Here is a 14549-nt window from a genome sequence, read left to right on the forward strand (position 1 = left end):
CTCACTCACCCCGATAAAGGTATTCGGCGATTTGACCGTCCAATTTTTTTATGACGCCAAAATGGTGTTTCCAACCGATCTCTTTCTTGCCTACACATATGGTACAGGTTCCAATAGGTGGGTTTCCTTTTAGATATAGCTTATCTGAATCGATCTCTTCTGATTGTTTAATCAGTTCGTAAAGACGGTGCAAAGAGGTGCCCTGCAAAGCGTTAGTTTCAATTAGAATCAGATTCGGATGCACGTCTTTTATTTTTTGGATTAAGACTTCCCGCTCAGCCTGGCTGACCAGGTCTATTTTGGTGACAACGGCGATGTCGGCGAGGCTAACCATGGCGCCCATTTTTTCAGGCGCGTGAATCCCGGATATGGAACTGAGGACAATTATCCCCAAGCCTTGATTTAAATAGGGCGAGCAGCGCAGACACAACCCCGCGCTTTCCACGACAAACAGGTCCGCATGCTTGCTTTCCGCCCATTCAACAGCGTCTCCCAGTACCATCACCCCGGCGTGGTCGGGGCATAAATCACCGGAATAGATCTTTTTTGTTAGAATTTTGAATTCCCTGCCCAGTTCAATGTCCTCATAAGCTTTCACTACGTCGATTTTTAAGAAAGCAATGGTCATCTCATCTTTAAATCTTCTTACAATTTGTTTGGTTAGGGAAGTTTTACCCGCTGACGGGGGACCGGCTATTACCAAAAGTTTCAAAAAAACACCTCCATAATTAATTCAAGCAAAGTTAACCTTGATCAGGTCTTTGGTAATCTCATCTCCCGCTCTTAACTTTTCCCTGATAAATCCCACCTGCTTATCCAGTTCCAAAAGGTTTGCGGCGGCCTTTGTTTCAAATTCATTCTGACTGAGAACTTTTTTTACCGCGCCATTTTCCATAATAATTCTCTTTTTAGATAAAAGGGCAATCACCGGGTCATGGGTGACAAAAATTATTATTTTGGAAGTGTTTTTAATAATGTCGATAACTTCTTGTTTGAAGATACCGGCGTTTTCGATCTCGTCCAGTAAAATTATCGGAGCCGCGCCGATCAATATGGCGTCGGCAATCAAAAGGGACCTCGTTTGCCCGCCTGACAGGACGGTGACTCTTGTCTCCCGGTCAATTTTTTCACCGGTAAATTTGTTGGCCAAGTCGATGGTCTCTATAATAACCTTTTCATCAATTATTTTTCTGGCTCTGGCATGAATCTTTAAAAATTCCATCGTGCTTAAATCGGTAAAGCATTTTGTATTCTGAGTGATCATAGCGATTGGTTTCATAGCGGGGTTGTATCTTATTTCATCGGACGGAATTTTTCCATTAATTAATATGCGTCGTCTGGTTGAGCTGTCCCCCTGGGCCAGCAGTTCAATGTCAGAAATTAAAGCGGTTTTTCCGCTTCCTGTCGGGCCCACTATGGATACGGTTTCACCGGCTGTTAAAGTCAGGTGTCGGTAATTTTCTTTGCCTCCTGCTTTATCCAAACCTGGAAGAATTGTAATTGTATTTATCATATCCTACCTCCTAGTAGTCTTTTTTACTATTACACCGTATTTTTATCCATATATAATATTAAACGACTAGTAGGTTTGCATATGCGGATTAATTATTTTATATGTTTAGATAATGTTAATGAAGTAATAGTCTTACATTGATAGTAAAAAAAGGGTAATGATAATATAAACATAAAAATCCCGGCATATGAATTACATCTGTAGCGGGCGGTATAGTTTTTTTAAATATATTGAATTTCATTTAAAATATTAACGGTAAACATACAATACAAGTAGTGGACTAGTGAAATGTATTTTGAAAAAATTACAAAGTATTTTTTGTATATGGATTATCCTGATCCCACGCTGCATATACCTATTCTAAAGGCTTGACAGGCAAGCTTGAAAAAGCGTATGTAAGAATCTTAACACGGGGTGATGAAAACTGCAGTTGCGATTAAACAGTGCCTGGCTGATCCTGGTTTTTGCGGCCGGTTTTTTAAGTTTGCTCTACCTCTGGTTTACCCTTTTCCCCGGGCGGGTGCTTCCGGAGGCGGGTTATTATTTTAGCGCTGAACAAATAAACCAGGGCCGCCAGTATAATATGATCCTGAGGCTGGCCTATATCTGCGGCTTTCTTGGGCAAGTGTCGTTTTTACTATGGCTGGTGTTCAGCGGCAGGCTAACGGACCTTTCGCGCTGGGTCCAACGTTTGACCGGGGATAATTATTGGGGCAGTCTTTTGCTGTTTTTTTTAATCATATGGCTGTCGTTGCAGCTGTTAAATATACCCTTTACACTTTACAGCGGTTATTTTTGGCAGCATCAATGGGGGTTTTCCACCCAAACTCTCGGAGCTTGGTGGGTGGATTACTGCAAAAGCGCCGGATTGGATTTGTTTCTATCTACAGCAGGAGTTGTTTTATTGTTCGGGGCTATTAATCGCTGGCCCGGTACCTGGTGGTTGGCCGGCGCCGCTATTGTTTCGCTCTGGCTTGTAATACAGACCTTTTTCTGGCCGGTGGTAATCGCCCCCCTTTTTAACCGGTTTACGCCGTCAAATGACCCGGCGGTTCTTTCCATGGTCCATGAATTGTCCGAAAAAGCCCGGCTGCCAGTCGGGCAAGTGCTGATAATGGACGCAAGCAGGCGCACCACAAAGGCCAATGCTTATTTTACCGGCTTGGGACAGACGAAACGCATTGTATTATACGATACTCTGTTAGCCGATTACCCGCCCGATCAGGTTAAAGCCGTGGTGGCTCACGAAATGGCTCATTGGAGCCGGGGTCATATCATCCGGGGACTGGCCCTGGGCGTCCTGGGCAATATTTTCTTTTGGGGCCTTCTATTTGTGCTGTTGCGGACATCGGTAACTCAATTCACCCGTTACCCGCCGCATGTATTGGCGCTTATCCTGTTGTTCTTTTTACTGGCTTCTTTTGCCGGAAATCCGCTGCAAAATTATTTTTCCAGGGGTATGGAAGTGGAGGCGGACCATGTCGCGGTGTCTTTGACCGGAGATGTTCCCGCCGCGCTCCGGCTTCAGGTGGACTTGGCCGCCAGGAATTTATCCGACGTTGCGCCCCCCGCATTTATACACTGGTTCAGCTACAGTCATCCTTCCGCTCTGAACCGGATAAAAAAAATAAAGCAAGCCGGTGAGGATAGTTTATTTTCAGAACCATCAAGGTAATAATTCCTTTTTTTTGCTTTATTGTCGTGTTATAATGCTGCATGGGGATTTTTTACCATTTGGTTGTTTTTAATAATAAATCAGGTGCTTTTTCCGCGAATATTTCTACACCGGAGAGGCGCACTGCTGATAGAAAAGGGTGGAATATTTTTATCGGAGATTGAATGCATGAATGTTTTAATTGTTGGCGATTGATTTTATTAAAAAGGTTGCTGACGACACCAATCTGCTCAGTTTAAACGCCGCTATTGAGGCGGCAAGAGCCGGCGAACATGGCAGGAGCTTTGGCGTGGTGGCGGAAGAAGTCCGCAAACTGGCTGAAAACAGCGCCGCGGCGGCAAAAAATATTGGCAAGGTATTGAATGATACCGAAAACTCTATCAAAGGGTTGATTAATGGAATCGAAAAGACTGCCGTAATATCAGGTTTGGAAATGGGTAAATAAGCGCTCTGTCTATTTGGATAAAAAACGTGAACGGGGAGAGAACCTGTGCATACAGCTGACCGGACTATTGAAGAGTTTTTGGAACTGGTGCAAGTCGACAGTGTTTCCGGCAAGGAGCGGCGGATGGCCGACTTGCTGAAGAAGAAGCTGACTGCCCTGGGACTGGAGGTTTGGGAGGATGAGGCCGGTAAAAAAGCCAAGGCCGAAGCAGGCAACATTATCGCCAGGCTGCCGGGAACGGGAAAAGGGCCGGTATTGCTGCTCAGCGCCCATATGGATACCGTTGAGCCGGGCTGTGGGATTCGGCCCAAAGTGGAAAACGGGGTAGTCAGTTCCATTGGTGAAACAGTGCTGGGCGCGGATGACAAAGCCGGGATTGCGGCCATACTGGAATCCCTAAGGTTGGTTATAGAAAACGATATTGTCCATGGCGGCCTGGAGGCAGCGTTTACTATTTGGGAAGAAGGGGGTCTCTTCGGCGCGAAGAACCTGGACTATTCCCTGATCAGCGCACGGACTTGCTTCGTGCTGGACAGCGACGGGCAACCGGGCACGATTGTGACGGTTGCGCCGTCACATGACCGGATTGGCGCCACGGTCAGGGGCAGGGCGGCTCATGCCGGAATCAACCCTGAAGAGGGAGTAAACGCTATCCAAGTGGCGGCGCACGCCATAGCACAGATGAAAGTCGGCCGGATTGATCATGAAACAACCAGCAACATCGGCGTTATTTCAGGCGGTAAGGCAGTTAACATAGTACCTGACAGCGTCACGATCCAAGGTGAGTCCAGAAGTCTGAGCGCCGAGAAACGGATGCGGCAGACCGGGCAGATGCGCCGCGCTATCGAGGATGCGGCGGAGAAGTTCGGGGCACGCGCCGATATTGCAATAGAAACAATATATCCTGAATTCAACCTGCCGGAAGACTCTCCGCCGGTTAGAATAGCTGTGGAAGCGGCCAGGAATCTCGGACTGGAGCCCATTTTGGCAAAAACGGGCGGCGGCAGCGACGCGAACATATTCAACAGTAAGGGAATAGCAACAGCGGTACTCGGCATTGGCATGAAAAAAGTCCATACAACCGAAGAATACATAACGGTAGCCGATTTGCTTGAAAACGTCCGGTACTTATTCGAGATTATCAAGGTAGCGCAAAAAATAAAGTATTAGGAGTCAGAATAAAAATAATTTATCATTCTGAAATATTCTAATTCTGACTCCTGACTACGTGGGTTAGTTTAATATCTTACCGATCAATTCCTGGACAGTCCGGTACATGAGGGCGTATTCAGCCAACAATAGCCGGGCTTCTTTTATTTTTCCAAAAATGACAATACCATTTCGATGAGTGTATAATTGCATTTTTTTCTCCTTTCTGAAAATAATTGTAACTGAGGAGGAGTCAGAATTCAGGAGTCAGAATAAAGAATTTTCATTCCGAAATATTCTGACTCCTGGCTCCTGACTCTTGACTACTCAAGGTTAACTATATCTATGTTTTGCCGGAAAATAATATGAGAGTGAACCAGTCATAAAAAACGCGGCAAACCCATAAAAATTAAGCATGGACAGGTTTGGGGAGAGAGGGGGCAGGTTGTTTTGCTTAAAACGTTTTTTACGCTTTGGAAAAACTCCCTGCGCCGGCAGTGGCCTGTTTATTTTATTGTTATCTTAGTTTTTAGCCTGGGTTTGGCGGCGGGTTACGCCGGCGTGCAAAAGCTGCAGACCGATCAGACCGAGCAGCTGCAAACCGAGATAGATCTTTTTTTACAACATGCAAGTATGCTGGAAATAGATTTTCCCATGGCGGCGAGGAATGTCCTGTATAACGGGATGATTTTGGTTGCGGCAATCTATCTGCTGGGTCTCACGGTTATCGGTATTCCTTTGGTGCTGGCCATTCTTTTTGTCAGGGGTTTTGCCCTGGGATTTGCGATCGAGTTTCTGTCCGGGGAAAAAAGTATGCAAGACACAGTCTTAACCCTCGCAGCCGTTTTGCCTCATAATATTGTGATGATACCGGCCTTGCTGTTCGCGGGGGCCGCCTCACTTTCCTTCGCGTGGCTATTGTTTAAACGGTTTCATAACTCAAAAATAAAAGTGTGGCCCAGCTTTGTCGCTTATAGCTGGATGATGGTTTTGGTAATGGCTTGTTTCGCCGGCGCCGGTTTGGTGGAAGTTTACCTGACGCCGTTTTTGATCAAGGTCGCGGCCAGTTATGTGTTTTGATGTTTACAAAAAGGATTATCTGGTTTTGTGTGGAAGTAGAGTTAAAGGGACTCTGCTTTTTTATTGCGGCAAATTAATTCCTGGGAGCGTGAATATAAAATGATCGAGCTCCTTGACGAATACATTTACCATCTCGCGGTCGAGCGCGGACTTGCCGAAAACACACTGGTATCCTACCGTCTTGACTTGAACGGTTACCTGGAGTTCTGCCGGAAACGCGGGCTGAAATCATTGGAGCAGGCAGACAAGAATGTAATCATGTCATACCTTTTTCAACTGCAGCTGGAGGGCCGCTCTCCGGCGACTATTTCGCGCCGCCTTGCCGCGGCCAGATCTTTTTATAAGTATTTGGTCAGCGAGGATATCCTCCAGAAAGACCCGACTGCCGACTTGGAGTTTCCCAAACTGGCGCAAAAGCTGCCAAAGGTGTTGACGGTGGAAGAAGTGGATACCCTGCTTGGCCAGCCCTCGATTAGTGAACCGGCGGGAATCAGGGACAAGGCCATGCTGGAACTGTTGTACGCCACCGGCATCAGGGTTTCGGAGCTGGTTTCCCTTAACCTGGAGCACATTAATCTGGAAAGCGGTTTTATTCGCTGTTTCGGAAAAGGTTCAAAAGAGAGAATCATACCGGTGGGTGACGTGGCTGCGCGTTTTCTCAAAGAATACCTGAGCCGGGGCAGGAGCAAACTAACAAAGGCCGGCAACCCGCCCGCGCTGTTTGTTAACCAGCATGGGAGGCGGCTGACCAGGCAGGGCTTTTGGAAAATCATTAAAAAATATGCTTTAAAGGCGAATATAAAAAAAGAGATTACGCCCCATACATTCAGGCATTCCTTTGCCACCCACCTGCTGGAGAACGGCGCGGATCTCCGTTCGGTCCAAGAAATGTTAGGACACGCGGATATCAGCACAACGCAGATTTATACTCACTTGACGAAGCAGAGGATGAAAGAAGTGTACAACCGCAGCCACCCGAGGGCGTAAATCTATTAAGAAGCCAGTAGTCAGTATGAGAGAATAATAGTAGAGATAGTTATTGCAGTTGGGAGATGAAACTGTGCAGGTTAAAAGGGTATTATTGCTGATTATGGACAGCGTGGGGGTGGGAGAACTGCCGGACGCCGGGGAATACGGCGACGCCGGCAGCAATACCCTGGGCAACACGGCTAAAGCGGTCGGCGGACTAAATTTGCCCAACCTCGGATATCTAGGCCTGGGTAACATCATTAATGTTGAAGGAACGCCTCCGGTCCAAACCCCTGCGGCTTCCTACGGGCGCATGGCCGAGCGTTCCGCCGGCAAGGATACCACCACCGGTCACTGGGAGATGGCCGGCATCATCCTGGAGCGGCCTTTTCCGGTATATCCTAACGGTTTTCCGCCGGAATTGATCGAAATGTACGAAAAAAAGATCGGGCGGCCGGTGCTTGGCAATATAGCCGCCTCAGGTACGGAGATAATTAAGGAATTGGGCGAAAAGCACCTGGAAACCGGCTACCCGATCGTGTATACTTCCGCGGACAGCGTTTTTCAGGTAGCCGCCCACGAAGAGATAATCCCCATAGAGGAGCTTTATTCAATGTGCCAGACCGCGCGGGAAATGCTGGTCGGAGACCATGCCGTCGGGCGGGTTATCGCCAGGCCGTTTGTCGGGGAACCCGGCAGTTTCCGGAGGACGGCGCGCCGGCATGATTATTCATTAAAGCCGCCGGGCAAAACTGTGCTGAAGCTGCTGGTGGAAAATAACCTACAGGTTACCGCTGTGGGCAAGATTAATGATATTTTCGCGGGGGAGGGGATCAGCCGCGCGGTTGCCACCGCAGGCAACGTGGAAGGTATCGACCGGACATTGGAACTGCTGCGTGCTCCGGGGGAAGGATTGCTCTTCACCAACCTGGTGGATTTCGACATGCTCTACGGGCACCGCAATGATCCGGAAGGTTACGCCGCGGCTTTGGCGGAACTGGACCGGAGAATGCCGGAGCTGCTTAATGCCATGCGTGATGAAGACCTGGCGATTGTTACGGCTGACCACGGCTGCGATCCGACTACTTCCAGCACCGATCATTCCAGAGAGTATGTGCCCTTGCTGGTTTACGGCAAGGCGGTCAAGGCGGGAGTGAATCTCGGGGTGAGAGAAACTTTCGCGGACGTCGCGGCGACAGTGGCTGATATTTTCCGTTTGAAGACGACAGTGGGCAGGAGCTTCTGGACTGAGGTGAGGTGACCAGGTTGCGAGTCGTTGATCTAATTAACAAAAAGAAACAGGGCGGAAGATTAACCAGGGACGAGATTCGTTTCCTCGTTGAGGGATACACCGCCGGGATAATACCTGACTATCAAATGTCTGCCCTGCTCATGGCGATATGCTTTAAAGGCATGGATAAGAAGGAAATCGCGGATCTTACTCTTGCCTATGTTAATTCGGGAGAGCAAATAGATTTGACGGAAATCAAAGGGGTTAAAGTTGACAAGCACTCGACCGGCGGAGTGGGAGACAAGGTAAGCCCGATTATTATCCCGCTGGTTGCTTCGGCAGGTGTCCACGTGGCCAAGATGTCCGGCAGGGGCTTGGGACACACGGGTGGGACGATTGATAAGCTGGAGTCCATTGAGGGCTTTAAAACAGAGCTGTCCAGGGATGAATTCATCCATAACGTGAATATCTATAAAATGGCGATAGCGGGTCAAAGCGCGAACTTGACTCCCGCCGATAAAAAAATATACGCCTTGCGGGACGTTACCGCCACAGTGGACAGTGTTCCCTTGATCGCCGCCTCGGTGATGAGCAAGAAGATTGCCTCAGGGGCCGATGCCGTGGTGTTGGATGTTAAAGTCGGGTCCGGCGCTTTCATGAAGTCTCTGTCCGAGGCTAAAGAACTGGCTGAGACAATGGTTGAAATAGGCAAATCTCTGAACAGAAAGACAATAGCCGTTGTCACAGACATGAGCCAGCCGCTGGGGCGCGAGGTCGGCAACGCGAACGAAGTTAAAGAGGTTATTGAAGTATTGAAAGGCCGGGGCGCTCCCGACCTAGCCGTTGTTTCCCTTACGATAGCCGCGCACATGGCCGTGCTGGGCGGGGCTTATCCGGACTTTGACAGGGCATACAGCGCTTTGGAGCAAGTGATCAAGTCCGGTAAAGCTGTGGAGAAACTGAAACAACTCGTCACAGTCCAGGGCGGCAATCCTGATGTTATTGAACACCCCGAAAAGCTGCCGCAGGCAAAATATCATTTTGCGGTTAAAGCCGCGGGTGCAGGGTATGTGACGGCTATCAACGCCGAAGCCGTGGGAGTATCGGCGATGCTGCTGGGGGCGGGTCGAAAGAAGAAGGATGACCGCATAGCGCACTCCGCGGGCCTGACGATGGTCAAGAAGATAGGGGATAAAGTCAATACAGGCGATACCATTTGTATTTTGCACACGGACGTGGAAAATTGTAAAGAAGCTGAGAATACGGTAAGAAGCGCGTATTCTTTAAGTGACACTGAACCGGAACCGATTAATTGCGTATATGAAGTCATTCAATAGCGGAAGTTTAGTTTATGAGTGATTGCAATGCCAGCGAACGGCAGCCCATACTTTAATTTTAGATTCATATACCACTTTGCGCTCCCATCCATTTCTGATAATTCTTATTATTATCCTCCTGAAAGTCATTATAAGTCATTTGTGCCATAATTGTTTTATCCTATTCCGCATAAGCCTTAACAGCTTCAATGTTTACCCACTGAATAAGCTTATCCCTTTTCACTTCTCCCCATATCATTTTCTTTGAAGACAATAAAGTGTCGGCGGTAGCCCCAACAAAATTTTATAGGATATTTCCCTTCGTTTCATTACTTAATAATAATAGATATAATACAATAAAAAATTTAATTTTGTTATTTCTAATTAAGTTGAGTTATGTTATAATCTCCATGACTATAAATATATTTAATCTATGTCCATAGGTATAAGCGCTTGATTTTCAAAGCGGAGGGTTAACCGCTTCTAAACAGCATTCAGAAGGACACAGGATGTTTTCTTTTCTCACATGAAACAGATGAGAACATTTTGAATAGGACTTGCTCCGGAATTTTTTAATTCATCAATTAGTCAGGCAAAATCTTTAACATTAATGAAAGGAGGCTGAAAAAATTCCGGTCATGAAGGATTAGCTAATAGTGAGGCTTCTAACGACTATTATTACTTAAGAGGGGGGGTAAAATGCTGTTAAATCTATTGGGATAGAAGGAGCTAGAGTGTTTCCTTCCGAGCATCCCAGGGTAAGCATCCGGAAGCCGCCTACATATTTAACATGGTCATAGACCCTGCCAGCAATTAAAAAACCTTGCTTCCACCCCGGCTGAATAGCGAGACACCAAAAAAGAATACTTTCACATGTTGGAGGAATTATAAAATGATTAACGGCAAAAGAAAAACACATAATGCGTTTTTTTCTCTTTTAACAATCTTTTGCATAACGCTTTTTATGGGCTTTATTCCGGTCAAGGAGTGTTATGCGGCAGGTTTGACACTCAGCGATGTCAAGCTGAACAACACTACTGCTCTGGTTCAATCGCCAGACCCGGCAAGCAATCCGGATATCCCGTTGAACGGGAATTTTGCGATAACTTTCAGCAATACCGTGCAGGGCTATTATGATGGTTCTGCGAAAAACCCGCCCTATATTGTTGACAACAGAAGCAAAGTAAAATTAGAGCGAATAGTTGACGGCAGCCGCAGTCAGGTAGAAGTTGCGGTTGGAGAGGGCTCACCGTTAACGGTTACATACAGTGTGTACGGCGATTTAATTCCCGGCAGCCAGTATGTCCTGACGCTGCAGGGTGATATTACTGCGAACAACAATAGAAATACGCTGGGCGCTGATACTGAAATCGGCTTTACGACAGTCGCGCCGCAAAAGCCGGCCGCCCCGTCTTTTACCTCCGCGACACTGCTGGGGGATGTGCTGACATTAAGCGGGCTGCCGAGTAATGCAGCCAATCTGGAATACCGCATCTCGGCTGACGGGACAGAAGCAGGCTATGGCGGGTGGTCGGACCTGGCAGTGGTTAACCGGACCGCAACATTAACGGCAACCGGCCTCACGGTAGAGCAAAGCACCATAGAAGTGCGTGTCAAGGCCAGCCCTGATACAAACACTCCCGCCGGGGACAGCGCGGCGCAGACTATTGTACAAGGGATACCGCCAGCGCCGGAGGCGCCTTCTGTCGGGGGAGCGATTCTCAGCGGGACGCAAATCACGCTGACAGGTTTGCCAGACAACGCTTCCAACCTGGAATACCGCATTGCCGTGAATGGTACTGATTATACGGACTGGCATGACCTGGAGGTTGACGGAACTACTGCGGTCATTGATGCAAGCAGTTATGACATTGACACCAGTATAAGCAAACTGGCGTTCCGCGTTAAGGCCGACCCTGCTTTTGGAACTCCTGCCGGAGATATTACCGAGGAACCGGTGGTGCTGGCGCTGAACGTTGAAACACCCATTCAACAGGGCAAGACCTACATTTTCGAAAGCGGACTGAAGCTATACGCCGAAGCGCTGATGGGTGGCAATACGGTCACGGTAAGCGACGCGAAAAACAAGACCAAACCGTGGGAGGTTGCCATACGCCCGGCAACACCCGCGGACTTAGGGCCGGTATACGGCGTTTTGCTCAAAGGGCCCGCCGCTCCAGGTAAAAAGGTGATCCTGACTGTTCCGATCCCCTACGACGTTATTCCTGAGCAGTACCTTGATAAGTGCTCGGTCTACGATGGGAGAATCCAGACTTATCCGGAAGGTGTCGATGAACAGGGGAACATCGAGCCCTGGACCTTCCTGAACGATGTTGACCGTTCGGAAATGGGAAGCGGCATATTCAAGCTGACCTGCGATGACGATGACTTTTCCACGGACGGCAGGTTTCATATGTACAGCGTTATGTATGACTACTTTATCCCGGACACCACGGATATGGGCACGGATGGATACGTTCTCGATGATCAGGGAAATTATGGTATAAAAATTACTGAGGAATCTAAAGATCAGGGTTCCGGAATCGGCTGTTGGGAAATATGGAGGGACGATGTCTTAATTAAGAGAATTGGCGAGATAAAAGCCTATAAGAAAATGGACTGGCGGAACGGAGATTTTACATACTACGATTATGATGTCGTGTATGGCCAGAGCTACAGCTATAAAATTAAAAGCTACGACCCTTACGGCAACACCCGCGGAGACGCGGGCGGCGACCCCTTTAGCCATTCTGCATTTGTTTTAGCTATGAAGCATGAGGAAATCGTCCAAAGGGTCAAAGACGATATTGAGAAGAACGACCCGCAAGTATTCCTGTTTGCGGAAGGGGATTCAAAAGATCAAGTAACACAGGATTTCTATGCGAGGTATGTTCCTGGCGATCCGGCCCTTAAAAAAGGATATGGCGCAAATATAGGGTGGGAGAGCGACCGCCCGGATTTGGTTATAACTGAAAACGTTACCCCTTTCAGGGTTTTTATGCCCTTAGACTCCGACGAGGCGGTAGTGAATTTAACGGGGACCATTAAACGCGGCAAAGTCACTGTGACGGTCACCGTACCCATTACGGTCAAGTGGACCGAGGAATATAAGTTGTGCAGCAGTCTGGATCAATTTGGCGGTCATGAAGGGGATGCCGAGCGGCAAAAGAATGAATTGCTTACCGCCATTGCGCGCCCGGATGTTAAGACGATTATTTTTAATAATAGATTTTCACCGTCCGGGGTTATCGATTTCCAGGGCAAGACTGTAAAGGCAGGATCCGGTTTTGATGAGTTGGAATCCACTTACCCCAAAACTGAAGGCGATTATATGTTTGTCAATATGGAAGACGGTGATATTGTCCAGAATGTGAAAGTCGATGCCAACGGCAAAAAGCTGCAGGCGGTTATGCGTACTAACGGCGATTGTGGAATAGAGAATGTCGAATTCGCCGGTATGAGCAGGACCAAATATGCGATTATGTCTAACTGCCGCAGTGGAGCGACGATCCGTAACTGCAGTTTTACGCCTGCCGAGAGGGCCGGTGTCTTCCTGTATGATTTCCCGACCACAAATCCGCTTTATCTGGGCAGTCAAACAATTGAAAACTGTACCTTTGACGGTCAGGGTAGCCCCGGTTACGCTGTCCTCGCTCAATGGGGCACGCCAACTATCAGGAACTGTGAGATTAAAGACTACAAAGGTGAGCTAACTACCGGCTATAACAGTAGCAATGATGACCCGGGGCAGTTAATCACGGATCATTATACGGGATTGCACGACGGCTTTACGTCCGCGGGAATTTTTGTCAGGGATAAAGCCAATGTTGAGCTGCATGGTAATAATATCTATAATTGCGACAGTGGTATTAGGGTTTGGACAGGCGAAAGCTATAAGTATTATGACGACGAAACAGTTAAAGGACCGGAAACGGTCTACGCGACAGTGGACGGGGTCGAGATCAAGGATCAGAATACGGCTGCTGCGGCAGAGACGGCCTTAAAACTGGACAATGTTTTATCGGGAAATAGTTGGGATGTTGACATCTGCATAGCGGCCGATCCGGATAATCCATTGCCGCTGGTTCGCGAGAACTATGGTCCGTTCGGCATCTACAAGCAGTCTCCGGCTCCGTTTGCAAAAGGAGTCGCGCTCGACAGCGTGATTGAATTCTGTTTCTCAAAAGAGATGAACGCGGATACGATCAACAACGGTACCGTTCTCCTGTCCAAGGACGGGCAGGCTCTCGCGGCCAATGTAACCTATGAGGCCGCGGAAAAGAAAGTAGTCTTGACACCGCAAGCCAAACTGGGATATGGCGCCCAGTACACCGTCACAGTCTCGACCGCGGTTGCCGACAAGGATGGTAACCACCTGTCGGCAGATTGCATCTGGAGCTTTACCACAACACCTTCCGTGATATTCTATTCGCCTCCAGACGGTGTGGAATCCTATGAAATTGACACGGATGCCGAGTTGACGTTGGGCTTTGTAAATCCGATCGACCCTGCGTCGATCAGTGACGGGGCCGACGTAATCCTTGAGCAGATTGGCACGCTGGGCAACCCCACCGCAGGCGGCGCGAAAGCAGCATGCAGCTATCGGTTTAACGGCGATGGGACTGAGCTTGTGATTACACCCGACCAGGAGCTGGCCAACGGCGGACACTATAAAATAACCGTGCCCAGCAAGCTGACCGACAAGCAGGGGAATGCGCTGGGCGCGGATGCCGGTGTGGAATTCTATACCAAGCCTGCCGTAATCCCTGCCCAGTTCAGCCTGGTCTTGGATGAGACAGGATCTCCTGCCGTGGAGAAGCTGCAGCCGGGCAAGAGATATGTATTTAGTATTCAGCCAATTAATATGAGTGATCGCGAGCATTCCCATGCAAGGACTTACATTGTAGCAAGGGGAGGAAAGGGCGCCCGTCTTGAGCATGGCGGGGATATCCTGGGTAAAGGGTACTTTAATACCGCCGCGAACAGTACTGCAAATCCCACACATGTTTTTGGCAAAGAGAGTATCGTATTTACAGTGCCTGAGGATGTCGCAGGGAATGTCTATGTTGACGTAATGCTGCGTGAAACCACCAGGGAAAGGGACAATCCGCGAGTGCTGGCGAAAACCATGCACTTTGAACTGCAAGTGACCAGGGAGGAGGTGTAGCGGC

The 14549-nt window shown here is 48.4% G+C and carries 10 protein-coding genes and 1 pseudogene; 8 read left to right on the forward strand and 3 right to left on the reverse strand.

Annotated elements, in window-relative coordinates; genetic code table 11:
- Position 1: 1 nt before the first annotated feature.
- Both L9W92_RS12225 and L9W92_RS12230 read right to left on the reverse strand, forming a co-directional pair.
- Positions 2 to 712, reverse strand: a complete 711-nt coding sequence (locus tag L9W92_RS12225) for a GTP-binding protein (RefSeq protein WP_240084035.1) — start codon at positions 710 to 712, stop codon at positions 2 to 4.
- Positions 713 to 733: 21 nt separating this feature from the next.
- On the reverse strand, positions 734 to 1513 hold the full coding sequence (locus tag L9W92_RS12230; RefSeq protein WP_240084036.1) for an ATP-binding cassette domain-containing protein: 780 nt from the start codon (positions 1511 to 1513) through the stop codon (positions 734 to 736).
- Between the two features lie 430 nt (positions 1514 to 1943).
- Between L9W92_RS12230 and L9W92_RS12235 the strand changes: the two genes are divergently transcribed.
- The 3 genes and pseudogenes from L9W92_RS12235 (at position 1944) to L9W92_RS12245 (ending at position 4803) form a co-directional block, all read left to right on the forward strand.
- Entirely contained in the window at positions 1944 to 3188 is a 1245-nt protein-coding gene (locus tag L9W92_RS12235) for a M48 family metallopeptidase (RefSeq protein WP_376741809.1), read from the forward strand.
- 205 nt (positions 3189 to 3393) lie between these two features.
- Positions 3394 to 3541, forward strand: a pseudogene (locus L9W92_RS19370) (methyl-accepting chemotaxis protein); the annotation flags it as partial.
- Between the two features lie 137 nt (positions 3542 to 3678).
- On the forward strand, positions 3679 to 4803 hold the full coding sequence (locus L9W92_RS12245) for a M20/M25/M40 family metallo-hydrolase (RefSeq protein ID WP_240084037.1): 1125 nt from the start codon (positions 3679 to 3681) through the stop codon (positions 4801 to 4803).
- A gap of 63 nt (positions 4804 to 4866) precedes the next feature.
- Here the strand turns inward: L9W92_RS12245 and mciZ are convergent, their stop codons facing one another.
- Positions 4867 to 4995: a Z-ring formation inhibitor MciZ gene (gene mciZ / locus L9W92_RS12250; protein ID WP_240084038.1), complete on the reverse strand. Its 129-nt coding sequence runs from the start codon at positions 4993 to 4995 to the stop codon at positions 4867 to 4869.
- A gap of 237 nt (positions 4996 to 5232) precedes the next feature.
- Between mciZ and spoIIM the strand changes: the two genes are divergently transcribed.
- From spoIIM to L9W92_RS12275, 5 genes are all read left to right on the forward strand, one after another.
- Positions 5233 to 5862: a stage II sporulation protein M gene (gene spoIIM / locus L9W92_RS12255; protein WP_240084039.1), complete on the forward strand. Its 630-nt coding sequence runs from the start codon at positions 5233 to 5235 to the stop codon at positions 5860 to 5862.
- A 99-nt stretch (positions 5863 to 5961) separates the two neighbouring features.
- The gene (xerD, locus tag L9W92_RS12260) at positions 5962 to 6849 is read left to right on the forward strand and encodes a site-specific tyrosine recombinase XerD (RefSeq protein ID WP_240084040.1); all 888 of its coding nucleotides are present in this window, start codon (positions 5962 to 5964) and stop codon (positions 6847 to 6849) included.
- Positions 6850 to 6922: 73 nt separating this feature from the next.
- Positions 6923 to 8092, forward strand: coding sequence for a phosphopentomutase (locus tag L9W92_RS12265; RefSeq protein WP_240084041.1), 1170 nt, complete (start codon positions 6923 to 6925; stop codon positions 8090 to 8092).
- Positions 8093 to 8097: 5 nt separating this feature from the next.
- Positions 8098 to 9399, forward strand: a complete 1302-nt coding sequence (locus L9W92_RS12270) for a pyrimidine-nucleoside phosphorylase (RefSeq protein ID WP_240084056.1) — start codon at positions 8098 to 8100, stop codon at positions 9397 to 9399.
- A gap of 871 nt (positions 9400 to 10270) precedes the next feature.
- A complete protein-coding gene (locus L9W92_RS12275; protein WP_240084042.1) occupies positions 10271 to 14545 on the forward strand; it encodes an Ig-like domain-containing protein in 4275 nt (1424 codons plus the stop codon).
- The last annotated feature ends 4 nt before the right edge of the window (positions 14546 to 14549 follow it).

Source organism: Pelotomaculum terephthalicicum JT (assembly GCF_022410535.1).
Taxonomy (GTDB): domain Bacteria; phylum Bacillota; class Desulfotomaculia; order Desulfotomaculales; family Pelotomaculaceae; genus Pelotomaculum_D; species Pelotomaculum_D terephthalicicum.

Excerpts from the sequence above, each read along its gene's own strand:
- L9W92_RS12230 (WP_240084036.1), bottom strand. The coding sequence starts at position 1,513 with ATGATAAATACAATTACAATTCTTCCAGGTTTGGATAAAGCAGGAGGC.
- L9W92_RS12275 (WP_240084042.1), top strand. The coding sequence starts at position 10,271 with ATGATTAACGGCAAAAGAAAAACACATAATGCGTTTTTTTCTCTTTTA.
- xerD (WP_240084040.1), top strand. The coding sequence starts at position 5,962 with ATGATCGAGCTCCTTGACGAATACATTTACCATCTCGCGGTCGAGCGC.
- mciZ (WP_240084038.1), bottom strand. The coding sequence starts at position 4,995 with ATGCAATTATACACTCATCGAAATGGTATTGTCATTTTTGGAAAAATA.